Source organism: Arthrobacter sp. P1_D4 (assembly GCF_056406115.1).
The window spans coordinates 1-18,577 of sequence record NZ_JBFUAU010000028.1; the positions used below are offsets into that span (position 1 = coordinate 1).

The 18,577-nt window shown below is 68.4% G+C and carries 15 protein-coding genes; 5 read left to right on the forward strand and 10 right to left on the reverse strand.

Annotation, left to right across the window (positions count from 1 at the left end; genetic code table 11):
• From AC1D0A_RS21025 to AC1D0A_RS21050, 6 genes are all read right to left on the reverse strand, one after another.
• Nucleotides 1-1,404 (reverse strand): DUF222 domain-containing protein (locus AC1D0A_RS21025; protein ID WP_476946743.1); only part of this gene is annotated, 1,404 nt, incomplete at its 3' end.
• Between the two features lie 108 nt (nt 1,405-1,512).
• Nucleotides 1,513-2,202: a YqjF family protein gene (locus tag AC1D0A_RS21030; RefSeq protein ID WP_243181536.1), complete on the reverse strand. Its 690-nt coding sequence runs from the start codon at nt 2,200-2,202 to the stop codon at nt 1,513-1,515.
• Nucleotides 2,203-2,405: 203 nt separating this feature from the next.
• Nucleotides 2,406-3,194 (reverse strand): isocitrate lyase/PEP mutase family protein, encoded by a 789-nt coding sequence (locus AC1D0A_RS21035; protein ID WP_243181535.1) that lies wholly within the window; start codon nt 3,192-3,194, stop codon nt 2,406-2,408.
• Between the two features lie 40 nt (nt 3,195-3,234).
• Nucleotides 3,235-3,624 (reverse strand): DUF1622 domain-containing protein, encoded by a 390-nt coding sequence (locus AC1D0A_RS21040; RefSeq protein WP_243181534.1) that lies wholly within the window; start codon nt 3,622-3,624, stop codon nt 3,235-3,237.
• 38 nt (nt 3,625-3,662) lie between these two features.
• Nucleotides 3,663-4,679 (reverse strand): SDR family oxidoreductase, encoded by a 1,017-nt coding sequence (locus AC1D0A_RS21045; RefSeq protein ID WP_476946744.1) that lies wholly within the window; start codon nt 4,677-4,679, stop codon nt 3,663-3,665.
• A gap of 127 nt (nt 4,680-4,806) precedes the next feature.
• Nucleotides 4,807-5,703 (reverse strand): MSMEG_6728 family protein, encoded by an 897-nt coding sequence (locus tag AC1D0A_RS21050; protein ID WP_028277479.1) that lies wholly within the window; start codon nt 5,701-5,703, stop codon nt 4,807-4,809.
• A gap of 260 nt (nt 5,704-5,963) precedes the next feature.
• Here AC1D0A_RS21050 and AC1D0A_RS21055 point away from each other — a divergent pair, with 260 nt between their 5' ends.
• On the forward strand, nt 5,964-6,491 hold the full coding sequence (locus AC1D0A_RS21055) for a hypothetical protein (RefSeq protein WP_084476203.1): 528 nt from the start codon (nt 5,964-5,966) through the stop codon (nt 6,489-6,491).
• Nucleotides 6,492-6,595: 104 nt separating this feature from the next.
• Here the strand turns inward: AC1D0A_RS21055 and AC1D0A_RS21060 are convergent, their stop codons facing one another.
• Both AC1D0A_RS21060 and AC1D0A_RS21065 read right to left on the reverse strand, forming a co-directional pair.
• On the reverse strand, nt 6,596-7,246 hold the full coding sequence (locus tag AC1D0A_RS21060) for a LysM peptidoglycan-binding domain-containing protein (protein WP_243182203.1): 651 nt from the start codon (nt 7,244-7,246) through the stop codon (nt 6,596-6,598).
• Nucleotides 7,247-7,555: 309 nt separating this feature from the next.
• Nucleotides 7,556-10,171, reverse strand: a complete 2,616-nt coding sequence (locus tag AC1D0A_RS21065; RefSeq protein ID WP_476946745.1) for an excinuclease ABC subunit UvrA — start codon at nt 10,169-10,171, stop codon at nt 7,556-7,558.
• 48 nt (nt 10,172-10,219) lie between these two features.
• Here AC1D0A_RS21065 and AC1D0A_RS21070 point away from each other — a divergent pair, with 48 nt between their 5' ends.
• Nucleotides 10,220-11,281 (forward strand): adenosine deaminase, encoded by a 1,062-nt coding sequence (locus AC1D0A_RS21070; RefSeq protein ID WP_243182201.1) that lies wholly within the window; start codon nt 10,220-10,222, stop codon nt 11,279-11,281.
• Between the two features lie 88 nt (nt 11,282-11,369).
• Here AC1D0A_RS21070 and AC1D0A_RS21075 read toward each other — a convergent pair whose 3' ends face one another.
• The gene (locus AC1D0A_RS21075; protein WP_476946746.1) at nt 11,370-12,344 is read right to left on the reverse strand and encodes an aldo/keto reductase; all 975 of its coding nucleotides are present in this window, start codon (nt 12,342-12,344) and stop codon (nt 11,370-11,372) included.
• 224 nt (nt 12,345-12,568) lie between these two features.
• Between AC1D0A_RS21075 and AC1D0A_RS21080 the strand changes: the two genes are divergently transcribed.
• The 3 genes from AC1D0A_RS21080 to AC1D0A_RS21090 all read left to right on the forward strand — a co-directional run bounded on the left by AC1D0A_RS21080 (nt 12,569) and on the right by AC1D0A_RS21090 (nt 16,325).
• Entirely contained in the window at nt 12,569-14,302 is a 1,734-nt protein-coding gene (locus AC1D0A_RS21080; RefSeq protein WP_243182199.1) for a SulP family inorganic anion transporter, read from the forward strand.
• 163 nt (nt 14,303-14,465) lie between these two features.
• A complete protein-coding gene (locus AC1D0A_RS21085) occupies nt 14,466-15,371 on the forward strand; it encodes a pullulanase X25 domain-containing protein (protein ID WP_476946747.1) in 906 nt (301 codons plus the stop codon).
• A 156-nt stretch (nt 15,372-15,527) separates the two neighbouring features.
• Nucleotides 15,528-16,325, forward strand: coding sequence for an alpha/beta fold hydrolase (locus tag AC1D0A_RS21090; RefSeq protein ID WP_476946748.1), 798 nt, complete (start codon nt 15,528-15,530; stop codon nt 16,323-16,325).
• 304 nt (nt 16,326-16,629) lie between these two features.
• On the opposite strand, the gene AC1D0A_RS21095 is transcribed toward AC1D0A_RS21090, so the two are convergent.
• A complete protein-coding gene (locus AC1D0A_RS21095; protein ID WP_476946749.1) occupies nt 16,630-18,510 on the reverse strand; it encodes an alpha-glucosidase in 1,881 nt (626 codons plus the stop codon).
• Nucleotides 18,511-18,577 lie beyond the last annotated feature (67 nt).

Consider the following 18,577-nt stretch of genomic DNA (forward strand, 5'->3'; position numbering starts at 1 on the left):
GCCGGCGGTGACGGGGCCGGTGAACAGCAGCGTCCCGGTGCCGTGTCTGGTTCCGGTGCCGTGCTGTGCGGTGTTGGCAGGGGCGCCTGCTTCGGCGGGAGTCGTCCCGAGCCGGGTGAGCAGGTCCCGGTAGTCGATGGTGGCCATGACCTGGGGCCGAAGGCCGCCGGCCGCGGGCAGCCCTCCGGTGGCGAGGGCTGCTTTGCACGCGCCGACGAGGCCGTCGAGCAGCTTCTGCGGCCGTGAGCGGAGGTCCAGGGACGGCAGCGCGGCGTCCTCTTCGGCCGCAGCGGGCTCATTAGACGGGCCGGGCGCAACCGCCGCCGCGGACCCGTCGCCCGGTCCGGCCTGTGCCGTGTTGCCGGTGGCGGTGCCCTGGCCGGTGTCTGGGCCGGTGCGGGGGTTGGTGGCGGTGTTCATCACGGTGATCAGGTGTTCGAACTGGTCCGTGGTGGCGAAGATTTCCAGGTGCTGCAGGCCGTGCCGGGGTTTGCGGAGGAAGGCGCCCTGGAGCTGGCGGAGCAGTTCCTCGGAGGGTTCGGCGCCGTCCTGGTCCAGCGCCTCGGCCCAGCTGCGGCTGACCCGGGCCAGGAAGTCGGCGTCGTTCTCGGCCGCGGTGCGGGTCAGGGCGTGTTCCATCGCCGCCGCGGCCTCGGGGAGGCAGGTGTGCCGGACCCGGTCCAGGGCGAGCGTGATGACGGTCGCGGCCCGGGACGCGATCTCGCCGGCCGCGACGGCGGCTCCAAGCTCCGGGTGTACGGGCGGGATGGGCCGGCCGGCGAGTCCCTGCCGGGGCAGCAGCGTGTCGGCCAGGCCGAGCCGGCGCCTGGCCTCCGCGGCGCCGATCCGCAGCCGCGCCCGCAGGAACTCCAGCGTGTTCCGGTACCCGTCATCCAGCACCGATTCCGGCACAGCCGGCGCGGCCGTACCGGTTGCGCCGGCAGGCTCCGCGGTTCCGGTTACGCTGGCAGGCGACGCGGTACAGGGCCCCCCGGTAGGCTCCGCCGTTCCGGGTGCTCCGGCAGGCTCCGCGGTGCCGGGTGCGCCGGTCTGCCACCCGCCGCCGCTCTCGCGCCAGCCGGTGGTCCACGCGGTGACCGCCCCCGCTACAGCCCCCGTGGCCGCGGCGGCGGACTGCTTCCGGGTCCGGTCCACGGCGGCCGCAGCGACGAGCTGCAGATACTCCACCGCGCGGGAGACTTCCTCCACCTGTCCGGCGAAGTCCGACGCGGCCCGGAATCCCCACGACCCCGCATCCTCCACCGCCGTCGAACCCACCGCCCGCAGCGCGGCCAGGGCGGCGTCCATACCGGATTGCCCGACCGGGGCTGCACCCCGGTCCGTGCCCTGCGCCTCGTCCCCGCAGGCGGTGAAATCCCTGATGAAATCCCTGACGGCTTCCATGGCTCGAGTCTATTTGAGGGCTCCGACAATTTTAGGAGGGCACCATGCGTGATCACTCTGTCCCCGCGGTGCCACGTGCCCGCGGACCGACGGGCGATCAGGCAGGTCTCACATCGTGCTGTGCAGGACCCGTGGCCAGCCAAACTGCGTGTGAACTCCGGGCGAGAAGAGTACGGATTCGGGCTGCCCGGCCACTTCGATTCCCGCGGCGCGCACCAATTGGTCCTCAAGGCCGATCAGCTGCGCGCGGTACAGCGGCCATGCACTGTGCGTGTTGGGCACATAGATGGTCCTGCCCCTGAACCGTGAATGCAGACCGAACCGGGCCGTGAGGTGGATCGACAGCGCGTCGGTGGCGGCGACGTCGGGCTCTGGGACGACCGAGAAATCGCTGCGGGTGCCGCCTCGAAAGCGCCGCACGGAATATCCAGCCGACGCCGATCCGGCAAAGTCATCGGCGCCCACGTAACTCGCCCGCGACCACACATAAGGTATTCCGGCCGCCCGCGCGGCCAGCACCACCGCCAAGCGTGAGGCATCCAGGCTGCGGAAAACGACACCACGGGTGCCGTCCGGCTCGCGGGAGTAGAGGCGCACGTTGATCTCGTTGAAGCTTCCGAAATAGGGGATGCCGGGACCGCGACCGACTCCGGCACCCTGCATACGAAAGCCGATTAGCCCCACCCACGCTGACCCGTCGAACACATCCGGCGCGACGCCCGGTGGCATGAACCGCGCCGCCACTGCATCAGGAATGCGCCAGTGCAGGAAGACGGCATCCAGCCACCGCTGGTCCATGATGATTGGCGCCGGAAGCTCGGGTGCAGCCGGCCAAGGATCACCGCCCAATCGGATCAGCTCCCTTCGGTCGGCAGGGTGTTCGGCCGGCGGGACTTCCGTCGGCAGGGTCTTCGGTCAGCAGTGTACGAGCCGGTCGGCACCATGAGAATCGGTCGGCCGGCGGAGTCACTTGGCATCGGGAAAGGTCCGCGGAAGCAGGGTCAGTTCAATGCCCGGGTGCCTTCCGGAAGGGCTCCGCCGGCCAATACTGCCGCCGTCGCATCGGCCAACGCTGTCAGCGCCACGCGCTGGGTCCACGGGCCGTAGGAAATGCGCGCCACGCCAAGTTCCTGCAATGTGGCCGGTGCCAGGGATCCGGGCACATTGATGACCGAGACCTTGTTCCACCCAATGCCTTCCACCAACGCGGTGACAGTCGGCTCGTCCAGCAGGCCCGGCACGAACACCGTGGTCGCACCGACGTCGAGGAAGGCCCGGCCGCGCTCAATGGCGTCCGCAAGCACCGCAGAAGGGTCCCGGTCCTTGCCCTTCAAGAAGGCGTCGGTGCGGGCGTTAAGGACAAAGTCGATGCCCTCGGCCTCGGCGGCGCGGATTACAGCGCTCATCTGTTCAACGGCGTCGGCGAGCGGGCGCATCTGGTCCTCGATGTTGGCGCCGACAGCGCCGACGCCAATCGCCTTGCGTACCGTTTCGCCGGGGTTGCCGTAGCCCGCTTCGAGATCAGCGCTGACGGGCAGCGGCGTGGCGGCGGCAATCACCCCGACGGCGGCGATCATTTCGTCCACCGGGATGTTCTCGCCGTCTTCGTACCCGCGCGACGCAGCGATGGAGTGGCTGGCCGTGGCCAATGCCTTGGTCCCCGGAACGCCGGCAACCACCTTCGCGGTGATCGCGTCCCAGACGTTGACGAGTTGGAGAATTTCCGGTGCGTGGTGGAGACGGAGCAGTTCGGTGGCTTTGGGGGCAAGAGAACGCGCGGTGTCTGTCATGCCGCGAGCCTAGCCGGGCTCCGTGCCACCCGGAAGGGTTTCAGCCACCTGCGGAGGAATCAGAGGAACCCTGGCGCCGAGTCTGCCAAGGCCAGCGTCCGGTGATTTCCAGCTCGAGCGAGAAGCTAAGGAAGGTCCGGATGAGCACAATAATGGCCAGCACGCCGACGCCCTCGAAGGTCGGCGTGACGGCGACGGATCGGATGATGTCGGCCGCGACGAGCAGTTCGAGCCCGAGGAGGATGGACCGGCCCAGCAGTTGCCGGTACGAGCGGTAGACGGAGAGCGGCGCGGAGCCCGCCGGCAGGCGTTCCGGCTGGAATCCGCGCAGCGCCATGGGGATGGACACGAGGGCGCCGATTACCATGACGGCCACGCCGGCGAAGTCCATGAATCGGCCGGCCGTCTCGATAATGTGCTGAAGATCCATTGTTCCCCTCGGAGAAAGTGGGCAGTGAGATTCAAACCTTACGGGTGCCGGACGCCGATACCGGCGAGAACGGCTCGGTAGCCTTCTCGGAAACTGGGGTATTGAAACTCGAAACCGGTGCTGCGGATCAGTCCGTTGCTGGCCCGCTTATTTCCGCCGCGCGAGGGTTCGCCGCCCGCCGCTTTGCCGCCCGACGCCGAAGTGCCGGTGGTGCCGCCCGCCGCCGAAGTGCCGGTGGTGCCGCCCGGCGCCGAAGTGCCGGTGGTGCCGCCCGCCGCCGCACCCGCGGCACCGCCCGCCGCCGCACCCGCCGCACGCGCGGCACCAGTGGACTCTGCCGCCGGCGCAGGGAGTCCCAGTTCCGCGGCCAGGAATTCCAGCACGTCGCCGAGTTCGGCCGGTTCATTGTCCACGCCCAGATAGACCGCCGCCGGAACCGTGCCCATGGTGCACAGATGGACGATCGCGGCGGCGGCGTCGTCCCGGTGGATCCGGTTGGTGAAACGCGACGCGGCAGGAATGACCGCGGTTCCGCCGCGTACCTGGTCGATCAATCGCGTCCTGCCGGGGCCGTAGATTCCGCCGAGCCGCAGCACTACGGGGGTGATGCCGGTGCCGCGCAGGCGGCTGTGGAGGAGTTCCTCTGCCTCGCGGATGATGCGGCCCGAGAACCCGGCGGGTTCCGGCGTCGTGCGTTCATCAATCCAGCCGCCGCCGGCATCTCCGTAGACGGCGGTCGAGGACACAAACAGGACCCGGCGGACGTTTGCCCCGGAGGCGAGGACCGCGTCCAGGACGTTCGACAGCCCGTCCACGTAGGCGGCACGGTAAGCCTCCTCGGTCGGGGAATCCGCGGCAATCGCGACGACGACGGCGGTGGTGTCCGCCGGGATGGGCGGCAGCTCAGCGGAGCCCAGGTCAGCGGCGACTCCCTCTATGGCGGCCGGGAGTTTCTCCGGCGAACGGCGCCACCCCACCACGCGGTGGCCAACCGCCGCGAAACGCAGCCCGGCCTCGGTGCCAAGATCGCCGCAACCGGCCAACAGAACAGTCATGAAGCCAGTCTGCCAGCCTTCGGGAAGCGCCACGGGCAGGCTTGAGAAAATCTTGGATCTCCAAGTGCGGCTGAAGTATCCGACCCGACGCCGGGACCCGCCCGGCGTCGTTCAGTGCGGCCCTTTGCTACCTCGCCGGGATCGGGAAGAAGGCCCGCGGGTCCTGCATCAGGGCAGGGTAATCGAAGGCGGAGCGGTCCACGATCTCGTCGACCTGGAAGTTGCGTGCGAACTGGCCATCAACCGTGATCGGGCGGCCCAGGACCTTGCCGACGGCGAACGCGGCGCCGTCGTTGACCGGGATGGCAACCACGGAGTTGCCGGGCAGGGTGGTGAACGCCTCTTCCTGCTGCTGGCGCTTGCGGGTGGGCTTCTTGACGAGCTGCTTCGGGGGCAGCTTGCGCACCTTGCCGGGACGGCGGGAGCCCGAGTCGGCATAGACGAACTGGTAGTCGTCGTCCGCGGGGGCCTTGCTGCGGCCAACCGGCGGCAGGCTGACAGTCTTCAGCTGCGCGGGCTCGGTGTCGCCCAGGGGCAGGCGCAGAACCCACATGCGGTCCCCGGCTGGATCCTCGGGCACCAGCTCGTGCTTCGGTTCGGGCCAGATGTACTCCAGATCCGGGTCCGTGCCGGGGAAAACCTCTGTGTAGAACCGCGGATCCTTGGCGATCAACCGGGACCGGTGGCTGAGGTGGAAATCCGCGTTGCCAAGCCATGGCGGCATCGGGATCTTGGCGGCGTAATCGGGGTGGGCCGCCTGCGGGGCGAACTCCATGATCTTCTCGCGCGTGGTGTCCTCGCCGCCGCGGGCCGTCCATTCATCCACCATGGCCAGGCCGTACATGGTCAGCGCAGGAACGTACCCCATCCACATCCGGATCGCCGGGTGCGACTGCCAGCCGTACTCCGGGATCACCAGCGCACGCAGGATCTGCAGCGCTTCGACGCGCTGCTTGCCGAGCCGCACACGGTCCAAAACCGCGGCGCTCTGCTGGAAATCGGGGAAGGGGAGGAAAGTCTGCATCTCTCCAGTTTGAGGCCACGGACCAAATGCGCCAATTGCTGGCGCATGCCGGTGAGGGTGCTCACATGACGGAACGGGGCAGACAGGCATGCCGGAGAGCCGCTAAAATAACATGAACCACTCCCGCCGCCACGGAAGACACGCCCATGCCTTATTCAGCAGAGCCCTATCAAGCAGAGCCTTATTCAGCTGGACCATCTACAGCAGAGCCACCAACAGTAAGTGTGGCACCGGCGCCGTTCGTGCCTAAGTACGGACAAATGCTCAGCCCCGACGCCCACGGGATAGTGGTGCTGGAGGAATTCACGCTGGATCCGGTAGCCGCCCGCGACGAGCAGCGCGGGTTCCGTGCGGCTATGGCTGGCGTGGCCCTCACCATGCGGCGCCTGGTGGCCCTCCGCCTCTTCATCGCCGCGGTGGCCATCGCCAACCTGCCCCTGTTCCTGCTCTCGAGTGGCTGGGAGATCTACGTCATCTCACTGACCCTGGTGGTAGCCGTCCACGCCGCTGTGTCCTGGCTGAACCGCCACGAGCCCAGGATCAAGCAGCGCCGGATGCTGGAATTGCACCTTCACCGGGAGCGGAGCGCCAACTACCGCAAAGTCCGCGACGCCGTGAAGTACGTCATTGACGCCCCGGCCCGGATGAACGAAAGCCTGTACCTTGAGCTCCTCGCCGCGAAACGGGTAGCGCTACATCTGGCCATGGGCACGGTGGCCCTGCTGGACACGAGCGACGACGCCGCCTGGAAAGTGCGGATTATCCGCGAAATCCCACAGGCCGCCTGAGCCCGCACGGCTCACTGAAACACCACGACGCCGGAGCGTCCCCTTGCGGGATCGCTCCGGCGTCGTGCTGTGTGTCGTGCTGTACGCCAAGTGCTGTAACCGCCCTATGCGGGCAGCTGCAGCACTTGGCCCGGGAACACCAGATGGGGGTTGCTGATCGTCGCCGTGTTGGCGTCGGCCAGCGCGTGCCAGCCTCCGGCGATGTTGAGCTTCCCGGCGATCGTGCTCAGGGTTTCGCCGCTCCGGATGGTGTAGGTCTGGCCACTTACGGCTACCGGTGCAACGTGGCGGGGTGCCGGCACGGCTGCCTTGGGGGCGTACCTGGCGGGAGCCTTGGCTGCGACGGGAGTCGCGGCGGGCCGTTGCCATGTGGCCGCACTCTGCGGAGCCGCGGCGCCGCCGCGCAGTCCCAGCTTGGCCGCGCAGGCTGGCCACGCGCCCCAGCCCTGGCTGGCCTGCACTTTCTCGGCGACGGCGATCTGTTGCGCACGGCTGGCATTGGCCGGAGACCCCGTGCCGCCATGGGCCGCCCACGTGCTGGCGCTGAATTGCAGCCCGCCCGCGTATCCGTTTCCTGTGTTGGTGGCCCAATTCCCGCCACTTTCGCATTGGGCCAGCGAGTCCCACGTGGAGGCGGGGGCTGTGGTCGGTACGGCCGCGTTCGCGGCCGAGGCGGACAGGGCGACGCCTGCAATGGAGACGGCCGCAAAAGTGACGCCGCGGCGCGCGGCAGTGCCATAGGTTGATTTCTTCATGGTTCAGATGCTCCTGAGGTCCACCAGCGCTCGGTCCGTCCCCGGACGTTGTCGCGCCACTGCCCGCCCCTGACAATAGAGGTCATAGCGGTGTCTACCGGTCGGGCAGTATCTGGTGGTGGTAGCACCGGGCATGCAATACCCGGTTGCCGGGCATGGACACTAGGCTAAGTCAGCCCCGTGCCGTTATCAAGACGTTACTTTCCCTGCTTCTGCCGTTATCATCCGGCCCGCAGTGACGCCGACCCCGGCGACCCGCTGCCCGCAGTGACGCCGACGCCGACCCACGCGACCCGCTGCTCGCATGAATCAGCTTCCGAGCATTGCGGCCAGGTACGGAGCCGTCCGGCTCGCCGTGGAGCCCGCGACGGCGGCCGGGGTACCGATCGCCACGATCTCGCCGCCCGCGTCGCCACCGGCCGGGCCGAGATCGATCACCCAGTCCGCTGCGGCCACCACATCCATGTCGTGTTCCACCACGATGACGGTGTTGCCGGCGTCCACGAGCCGGTGCAGTTGGGCCATGAGGAGCTGGACATCGGCCGGGTGCAGGCCGGTGGTGGGCTCGTCCAGCAGGTAGAGGGAGTGGCCGCGCTGGGCACGCTGCAGTTCGGTGGCGAGTTTGATGCGCTGGGCCTCGCCGCCGGAGAGCTCGGTGGCCGGCTGGCCGAGGCGGAGATAGCCCAGGCCCACCTCGCGCAGTGTTTGCAGGCTGCGCGCCGCCGCCGGCACCCCTTCGAGGAACTCCGCGGCGGCATTGACCGTCAGGCCCAGCACCTCCGCCACGTTCTTGCCCTTGTACGTCACTTCAAGGGTTTCCGGGTTGTAGCGCGAGCCATGGCACTCGGGGCAAGGGCCGTAGCTGCCGGGCAGGAACAGCAGTTCGACGGCGACGAAGCCCTCGCCCTGGCAGGTCTCGCAGCGGCCGCCGGCAACGTTGAAGGAGAAGCGGCCGGCACCAAAGCCCCTCGCCCTGGCCTCGTCCGTGGCCGCGAACTCCTTGCGGACCGCATCGAAGAGGCCGGTATATGTGGCGAGGTTCGAACGCGGCGTGCGGCCGATCGGTTTCTGGTCCACCTTGACGAGCCGGTCCAGCTGGTCGAGGCCTGAGACCGGTCCGACACTGAGCGGCCCGGTGGACTCACCGGCGTCGGCCTCCAGGTCCTCGGGGGCCTTGGCAGCGTCCGGCTCCGGGTGCAGCCTGGCGCCGACCACCTCGGCCAGGACCTGGCTGACCAGGGTGGATTTGCCGGAGCCGGAGACGCCCGTGACCGCGGTCAGCACGCCGAGCGGGAAGTCGGCGTCGAGTTCGCGCAGGTTGTGGCGGCTGATGTCGCGCAGTTCCAGCCAGCCGGCAGGTTCCCGCCGGGTACCGCTGGCGGGGGAACCGCCGCCGTCGTCCGCGCTGTGGCGGGCGCCGCCGTCGTCCGAACCCGCCGAACCGTCCGGGAACAGGAACGGCCGGGTCACGGACGCGTCCACCTCGGCGAGGCCGGCCACGGGGCCGCTGTAGAGCACCTCGCCGCCGCCTTCACCGGCGCGGGGACCGACATCCACCAGCCAGTCGGCGCGGCGGACGATGTCCATGTTGTGCTCCACCACAAACACCGAGTTGCCGGAGGACTTGAGCTGGTCCAGGACTGCGAGGAGGGGCTCGGCGTCGGCGGGGTGCAGTCCGGCGGAGGGCTCGTCCAGCACGTAGATCACGCCGAACAGCCCGGAGCGGAGCTGGGTGGCGATCCGGAGCCGTTGCATTTCGCCGGGGGAGAGCGTGGGCGTGGACCGGCCCAGCGCCAGGTAGCCCAGGCCGAGGTCCAGCAGCACCGTCACGCGCTGCAGGAGGTCGCGGGTAATGGCGACGGCCACCTCGTTGCCCTCTCCGGAGGACTGCTTGCGGGACGCGGTGCCGGCCTCCGTGAGCTCGGTGGTGGGGCGGATGATGTCCGCCAGTTCGGTCATGGGGACGGCATTGAGCTCGGCGATGGTGTGCCCGGCGAAGGTGACGGCGAGCGCGGCCGGGGTCAGGCCGCTGCCGCTGCAGACCGGGCAAGGGCCGGTCTCCATGAAGCGCAGCACCTTCTCGCGCATGGTGGTGCTCTTGGAATCGGCGAGCGTATGCAGCACATAGCTTTTGGCGCTCCAGAACCGGCCCTTGTACGGCTTGGCCACGCGGTCGCGCTGGGGCGTCACCTCCACCACGGGCTGTTCCTCGGTGAACAGGATCCAGTCGCGGTCCTTTTTGGGCAGCTTCCGCCAGGGGGTGTCGACGTCGTGGCCCAGGTGGGTCAGGATGTCGCGCAGGTTCTTGCCCTGCCAGGCCCCGGGCCAGGCGGCGATGGCGCCGTCGCGGATGCTCAGCGCGGTGTCCGGGACCAGGGAGGACTCGGTGACGGTGTGCGCGATGCCGAGTCCGTGGCATTCGGGGCACGCGCCGGCGGCCGTGTTCGGCGAAAAAGCGTCCGAGTCCAGCGGGCCGGCGCCGTCCGGATAGCTGCCGGCGCGGGAGAAGAGCATGCGCAAAGAGTTGGACAGCGTGGTGAGGGTGCCCACCGTGGAGCGCGAACTCGGCGTCCCGCGGCGCTGCTGGAGCGCGACGGCGGGCGGCAGCCCGGTGATCATTTCCACCTTGGGGTTGTGGCCCTGCTGGATGAGCCGGCGGGCGTAGGGGGCCACGGATTCAAAGTAGCGGCGCTGCGCCTCGGCATATATGGTGCCGAACGCGAGGGAGGACTTGCCCGAGCCGGAGACGCCGGTGAAGGCGACAATTGCGTCGCGGGGCACGTCTACGTCCACGTTGCGCAGGTTGTTCTCGCGGGCGCCGCGCACCCGGACAAAACCGTCCGACGGATTGCCGGGACCGAGATCAGGAATTAGGTCCCGGCCGGCCGGGCGCGGCAAATGGGAAGCATGCTGTTTACTTTGCATTGGTTCGACTCTATCCGCTCCGGGGAGCGCCGGGCATATCCTTACCGGATGGAAACACACGACGGCGATGCCCAGTTGACCGCGGAAGAGCCGGAAGAACCGGAAGAGCCGGAGGCCGGCGAACCCCTCCCGCTCCCGGTCGCCGAGCTGCACCTGCACATCGAGGGAACGCTGGAACCGGAGCTGATCTTCGCGCTGGCGGAACGCAACGGGATCGCACTGCCCTATGCGGACCTGGACGAGTTGCGCTCGCGCTACGAGTTCACTGACCTGCAGTCCTTTTTGGACCTGTACTACGCCAACATGGCCGTGCTGCAGACGGAGCAGGACTTTGCCGACATGACCCGCGCCTACCTGGCCCGGGCGGCGCTCGCCGGGGTCCGGCACGCCGAGATCATGCTGGACCCGCAGGCCCACCTGTCCCGCGGGATACCGCTTCAGACGTGCGTCAACGGCGTGGCCTCGGTGCTGGCGGGATCCCGCGAAGAGTTCGGCATCTCCACCCTCCTGATCGCGGCCTTCCTGCGCGACCTCACCGAGGACTCGGCCCTCGAGGTGCTGGAGCAGCTGCTCGCCATGGACGCCCCGATCGCCGGCATCGGGCTCGATTCCGCCGAGGTGGGCAACCCGCCGGCCAAGTTCGAGCGGCTCTTCGCCCGGGCGAAGGACGCCGGCCTGCACCGGATCGCGCATGCCGGCGAGGAGGGCCCGCCGTCGTACATCATCGACGCGCTGGACCTCCTCGACGTGGAGCGGATCGATCACGGCATCCGCTGCATGGAGGACCCGGAGCTCGTGGAACGGCTCGTGGACGAGCTCATGCCACTGACCGTTTGCCCGCTGTCCAACGTCAGGCTCCGCGCGGTGGACACCCTGGCCGAGCACCCGTTGCCGTCGATGCTCGCGGCGGGTCTGAACGTCTGCGTGAACTCGGACGACCCGGCGTATTTCGGCGGGTACGTGGACGACAACTTCGCGCAGCTGAAATCGGTGATCGGCCTGTCTGAGTTCGACTGCGTCCGGATGGCTGCGAACTCGATCCGGTCCTCCTTCGCGAGCGAGGAACGCAAGGCCGAGCTGCTGGCCGAGCTCGCCGCGTCCGGACACTAACCACCCAAGCAACGCGGGGTCGCTACGGCCCATCCGGAGGCCCCGGACGGGCCGTAAGTGACCCCGCGTTGGCTGTCGAACGGCCGGCTTAGACGTCGATCGAGTCCATGTGCGGGTACCGCGCTCCGGCCGCCACCCCGGCGGGAGCCAGTTCGTCCAGGCGGGTCAGGTCCTCGGCGGAGAGTTCGACGTCGGCAGCGCCCATGTTTTCCCGCAGCCGGTTGACCTTCTTGGTGCCGGGGATGGGAACGATGTGCTCGCCCTGGGCCAGCAGCCAGGCCAGTGCCAGCTGCCCCGGGGTGCAGCCCTTCGCATCCGCGAGCTCCTTGACCCGGTCCACGAGCTGCAGGTTGCGGTCGAAGTTCTCGCCCTGGAAACGCGGGGAGTGCCGGCGGAAATCGTCTGCGGCAAAGTCCTCGGGGCTGCGGAACTGGCCGGTCAGGAATCCTCGGCCCAGCGGGCTGTAGGGCACAAATCCGATGCCGAGCTCGGCGAGGACCGGGAAGACCTTGGTCTCCGGTTCGCGCTCCCACAGCGAGTATTCGGTCTGCAGGGCGGTGATGGGGTGCACCGCGTGGGCCCGGCGCACGGTGTCGGCGCTGGCCTCGGACAGGCCAAGGTGCCGGACTTTGCCGACCTGGACCAGCTCAGCCATGGCCCCGACGGTTTCCTCGATCGGGACGGTCTTGTCCACCCGGTGCTGGTAGTACAGGTCGATGTGGTCCACGCCCAGCCGCTGCAGGCTGGCATCGCAAGCGGCGCGCACGTAGTCGGGGGAGCCGTTGATGCCCACCCAGGATCCGTCGGGCCGCCGTTCGTTGCCGAATTTGGTGGCCAGGACGACGTCGTCGCGCCGGCCTGCGATGGCCCGGCCCACCAGCTCTTCGTTGGTGAAGGGGCCGTACATGTCAGCGGTGTCGAGCAGGCTTCCGCCGGCGTCGAGAAACGCCTGGATGGTGGCGATGGACTCATTGTCCTCGCCGTGGCCGTAGAACTCGCTCATGCCCATGCAGCCCAATCCCAGGGCTGAGACGGTGAGTGAACCAAGTGTGCGGGTTTCCATAGATATCTCCTCAACGGGAACGGTGGGACGCCCTGTCCGGCACCTGATCCGGCGCGTGTTCAGCGGCGGGACGGCGCGCAGTGGGCAGACCGCAACTTTAGGCCCATCGGCCCGGGGACACAACGGGAGCGCGTTGCCGGTTCCGCCGGGCGCACTGCGCCGGTCGACGCGGTTCACCCTTGCCGGGGGATGCGCGGGGCGGGGGCGGGCGGCAGAGTGCAGATATGACAAAGACCCGCGAGCGGCGCAAGGGCTGGCTGCGCCGGGCGGCGCCTGGATTCGATGCCGTCGCGACGTACCAAAAGGACTGGTTCGGCAAGGACATCGTCGCCGGGGTCGTCCTGACGACGTTGCTCGTTCCGCAGGGCATGGCCTATGCCGAGCTGGCCGGGCTGCCCCCAATCACCGGGCTGTACACCAGCATCCTCTGCCTGCTCGCCTACGCGGTCTTTGGCCCGTCCCGCATCCTGGTCCTGGGGCCCGACTCTGCACTCGGGCCCATGATCGCCGCGACGGTCCTGCCCCTTGTCGCGTCCGACGGCGACCCGCAGAAGGCGATCGCGCTCGCGTCGATGCTTGCCCTCATGGTCGGCGCCATCATGGTCTTGGCGTCCGTGGCCAAGCTCGGCTTCATCGCCGACCTCATCTCCAAGCCGACGATGATCGGCTACATGAACGGTCTCGCGATCACCATCCTGGTGGGCCAGCTCCCGAAGCTCTTCGGGTTCAAGATCGAAAGCGAAAACTTCATTGGTGACCTGGTCGGATTCGTCGAAGGCGTGGCCAATGGCGAGACGGTGGTCGCCGCGGCGGCGGTCGGCATAGGCGGGATTGTGCTGATACTGGTTCTGCAGCGGTGGCTGCCCAAGGTCCCTGCGGTACTCGTCATGGTGGTCGCCGCGATCGCGGCCACTGCGGTCTTCGATCTGGCCGCCAAGGGCGTCTCGCTGGTCGGGGAACTCCCGCGGGGCTTCCCGCCGTTCACCATTCCCCAGGTGGACTTCGCGGACCTCGGGCTGATGTTCGCCGGGGCCCTCGGTATTGCGCTGGTGTCCTTGACGGACACGATCTCGACGTCGACGGCGTTCGCCGCACGCACCGGGCAGGAAATCCGCGGCAACCAGGAGATGATCGGGATCGGTGCCGCGAACCTGGCCGCGGGCCTCTTCCAGGGCTTCCCGGTCAGCACCAGCGGATCCCGGACCGCCGTCGCTGAACGTTCCGGCTCGAAGTCGCAGCTCACGGGCGTGACGGGCGCCGTGCTGATCCTCCTCATGCTGGTGTTTTTGCCGGGGCTGTTCCGGAACCTGCCACAGCCGGCACTGGCGGCCGTGGTGATGACGGCGTCGATCTCCCTCGCCGACATTCCCGGAACGGTTCGGCTCTGGCACCAGAGGCGCACCGAGTTCTACCTGTGCATGGCCGCCTTCCTTGGGGTTGCGTTCCTGGGCGTCCTGCCCGGCATCGGCATTGCGGTGGGGCTGTCCATCCTGAACATCTTCCGCCGGGCGTGGTGGCCGTACGAGACCGTGATCGGGCGGGTGCCCGGCTATGAGGGGTTTCACGACATCCGCGTCCACCCGGACGCGAAGCACCTGCCCGGCCTGGTGATCTACCGGTGGGACGCCCCGTTGTTCTTCGCCAACGTCCGGCCGTTCCGCGACAACGTCCGGCACCTGGCACGAACGGAACCCAAACCGCGGTGGATCGTCATCGCGGCCGAGCCGATCACGGACGTTGACACCACCGCCGCGGACGTCTTGCTCGATCTGGATGTCGAACTGAACGCGCAGGGTATCTCCCTGGTGTTCGCCGAGGTCAAGCACAGGACCCGGGAGAAGATCGAAAAGTACGGATTGACCCGAGAAATCGAGCCGGAGCATTTCTATCCCACCACCGAAGCAGCGGTAGCCGCCTACATGGCCCAGACCGGCGCCCAATGGAGCGCAGAGGACTGACCTCTGGTTTTCTACTCGCGGGTAGGGCCGAGTTGGTCCTTCGTGCCCCCCGCTCTGGCCTGTCATAGTGGGTCACGACACACAGAGTTAACCGGATCCGCTCGCAAAAACTAACATTTCCTTGGCAAAATGCAGGTGGATCAATTGCTTCTAAAGGAGACCCATGGGCGCGAACACCGCGGAAAACACCAACCTTCGGCTAAAGGCCGTGCTGGATGTCCTGGCAGAGGAGGTATGGACCGGCGAGAAGCCGAACGCCGGAGCCGTACTGGGCGAGGCAATCGCACGGGTGCCCCTCAACGACCACGAACGCGAACTCCTCAGTGGCGGCATTCCCCGCGGCCACAAGACGCTGACCACCGCCACGGCCAAGTTGGTCAAGGCCGGCTGGCTGGTTAAGGGCCGCTCCGGCTGGTCCATCACCGACGACGGCCAGCGCGCCACGGTGGCCTTCGCCGATCCTGCCGCCTTCGCTGCAGCGCTCGACGCCGGCACTCCCGTTCCGGCGGGCACGCCGCTGCCGACTGCTCCGGTGGCAAAGCCGGAGAAGGCAGCAAAGACAGCAGCCACGCCGGCCGCCGCGGCCGAGGAGGCGCCGTCGACAACATCCAAGGTTGCCGGCAAGGCCGCCAAGCTCATCGAGGAGGCTGTTGCCCCGGTGGCCAAGGCGGTGCGCAAGCGCAAGCCCGCGGCGAAGGCTGCACAGCCCTCAGCAGCTCCGGCAGAAGCCCCGGCGGCGGCGGCCTCGGCTGTCAGCGTCGACACCATCGAACAGCCGGACGCCGTCGCGGTTGCCGGCGACTTCAGCATTCTGCTGGGCGCGCCCGCCAACTGGGCGCCGCAGTACGACGAAGTCCAGATGGAACTGGACCAGGTGGATCAGCTCTGGAAGATTGCCGCGGACATTCCTGCCGGCTTCTACTCGTTCAAGATCGCCCTGAACCGGTCCTGGGACGAAAACTACGGTGCGTTTGGCGTCTTCGACGGACCCAACCACGAAGTCCACCACGGCGGCGGCCTCCTGGTCATCCAGTACGATCACCGCACCCGGGACATCGTCCAGCCGTAGCCCCGACGCGCAACCGTCCTGCCGACGCGCAAATGACCCTGGACACCCGATTTCGGGTGTCGCAGGGTCATTTGCGTGTCGCGGGCGGGTCCGCCAAGCCAGGGTCTGCCCCGCCTGACCCTGCCGAGCGGCGGCGGGCCGACCTAGCATTGCCTCATGGAGACCGTCGAGGTTGCGGGCCTGCGCATCCGGTACCGGCGTGCGGGCCAGGGTCCGCCGCTGGTCCTGCTGCACGGCGCCTACGAAGACAGCCGCATCTGGCGGCGGCAGCTCGAGGATTTGTCGGCTGACTTCACGGTTTTCGCCTGGGATGCACCCGGGTGCGGCGGCTCGGACGATCCGCCGCCGGACTTCACCGGACAGGACCTGGGCGACGCCCTGGCGGGTTTTCTGCGGGAAGCGGTTCCCGGCCGGCCGAACGTCCTCGGGCTGTCCATGGGCTCCGGCATTGCACTGGAGCTCTACCGGGCACACCCATCAGTGCCCGCGTCGCTGCTGCTGGTCTCGGCGTACGCCGGTTGGGCCGGATCTTTGCCGGCCGAGGAAGTCGAGCGCCGCTATGCGCAGGTGCTCGCCGAACTCGAGCAGCCGACGGAACAATTCATCCCCGTATGGCTGCCCACCTTGTTCACGGCACACGCTGATCCGGCGGCTGTGCAAGAAACCAGCGCCATCATGGCCGACTTCCACCCGGGCGGCATGCGGGCACTCCTGAACGCGAACGCCCACGCCGATTACCGCGACGTGCTGCCCACCATCGCGGTACCCACCCTGCTGCTGTACGGCACGGACGACGTCCGCTCGCCGCAGAGCGTGGCCCGCGAGATGAACCAGCGGATCCCTGGCTCGACGCTGGTGATGATTCCCGACGTCGGGCACATGGCGGCCGTCGAAGCGCCGGCTGCCTTCAACGCGGAGGTACGCCGGTTCCTGCACGGACTCTCCGCGAAGTGACGCCCGCTAGAACCGGGTCGGGTCCGGCCGCGGCGGCACCGGGCCGGGATCCGGAATCGGGAGGGGGCCGGGCGGCGTCGGGAACGGCCCCGGTTCCGGTGACGGCGTGGGCGCGGGGCCGGGTACCGGCTCGGGCCCCGGAACCGGCGGCGGCGTGACCGGACCGGGTTCCGGCGGAAATGGGTCTCCGGGTTCGGGTGGCGGCGTCGTGGGGCCCGGTTCCGGCGGAAACGGATCGGGTCCGGGGGTTGGTGGAATAGTCATGTGTGGCTTCCTTTCGTGGGCTCGCGTTCAGGATCGTCGATCAGGCGCCGCGGCCCCGGCGCAACACCCGCAGTTCCCAGGGCCGCAGGCGCATCGCGCCCGTGGAAAGGCCGTCCCGGCCCGCACCCGCGGCTGAACCCGGGGCGGAGCCGCCGTCGGGGGCGTCGGCGTCGGATGGATAGTTGCCCAGGACCAGCTCCGCGTCACCCCAGGCCTCGTCCCCGAGGTCCGCGTCGCGCTCCTCGCCGGAGAAGTTGCCCAGCACCAGCAGCTCCGAAATCCCGGCGCCGTCTGACTGACTGTCCGAGGGACTGCCGGAAGAAACGTCTGAACCGGACCCAGCCAGCGCCCGGGTGAACGCGTAGACGTGCGGGTCATCCGGCAGCAGCATGGTGAAGTTCCCGTGCGAGACCACCGGTTCCGCATGCCGCAGCGCTATCACCTGGCGGTAGAAGCTGTAGACCGAATCCGGATCATCCACCTGGGCGGCGGCGTTGATGTGGTTGGCATTCGGGTTCACCGCGATCCAGGGTGCCCCGGTGGTGAAGCCGGCATGCCGGGAGGCATCCCACTGGACCGGGGTCCGCGCGTTGTCCCGGTTCAGCGGCGCGAGGGCGGCGAGGACCTCGGCGTCGGTGTGGCCCAAGTGTGTGGTGGCTTCGCGGTGGTGGTTGAGGACCTCGATGTCGCGGTAATCGCTGATCGCGCCGAACGTCATGTTGGTCATGCCCAGTTCTTCACCCTGGTAGACGTAGGGCGTGCCGCGGTGCAGGTGCAGGACGCCGGCCAGCATTTTGGCGGAGAGCTCGCGGTATCGGGGGCCGTCGTTGCCGAAGCGGGACACGGCGCGGGCCTGGTCGTGGTTGCCCCAGTACAGGCTGTTCCAGCCCGTCTCGGCCAGCCCGTCCTGCCAGCGGCCCAGGGTCTGCTTCAGCTCGGTGAGCAGGAGCTTCTTGGGCCGCCACTTGTCGCCCTCCTCCTGGTCCAGCGCCACGTGCTCGAACTGGAACACCATGTCCACCTCGGCCCGGGCGGGGTCGGTGTAAAGGATGGCGTCGTCCACGGTCACGCCGGGCATTTCGCCGACGGTGAGCAGTTCGCCGGTGCGGTTCGCGAAGACTTCCCGGTGCATCTCCTGCAGGAACTCGTGCATGCGGGGGCCGTCGATGTAGAACGGGGAGCCGTCACCAAAGAGCTTGCCGTCGGCCACCGGGCCGTCCGGGAGCGAGGTGTCCTTGGAGATGAAGTTGATGACGTCCATCCGGAACCCGTCCACGCCCCGGTCCAGCCACCAGTTCATCATCTCGTAGACCGCCGCGCGGACCTCGGGATTCTCCCAGTTCAGGTCCGGCTGCTTCTTCGAAAAGATGTGCAGGTAGTACTCCCCGGACGCCTGGTCGAACTCCCACGCGGGCCCGGAGAACGCCGACCCCCAGTTGGTCGGCTCCGCCGCCGTGCGGCGTGGGGCGGCCCCGGCGTCGACGCCCCGCGGCGGCCGCCACCAGTACCAGTCGCGCTTCGGGTTCTCCTTCGAGGACCGGGATTCCACGAACCACGGGTGCTCGTCCGAGGTGTGGTTGACCACCAGGTCCATCACCAGCTTCATGCCGCGCGCGTGCAGCCCGTCGGTCAGTTCCCGGAGCTCGTCGAGGGTGCCGAACAGCGGGTCCACGTTACGGTAGTCGCTGATGTCGTAGCCGTTGTCGTCCTGCGGCGAGGTGTAGATCGGGGAAAGCCAGACGACGTCGACCCCCAGCCGCTGGAGGTAGTCCAGCCTGCCGATGATGCCGCGGAGGTCGCCGATGCCGTCGCCGTTGGAGTCGGCAAAGCTGCGCGGATAGATCTGATAGACGACGGCGCGCTGGAACCAGTCGCCGGCAGCCGCCTTGGGTGTTTCCGCGGGGGCTTCTTCGACCGTCATGGGGACTCCTCAGCTGGTCCGGCAGACAAGGGGGCAGCGCGTTGCTGACCCGCCAACGTCTGATTAT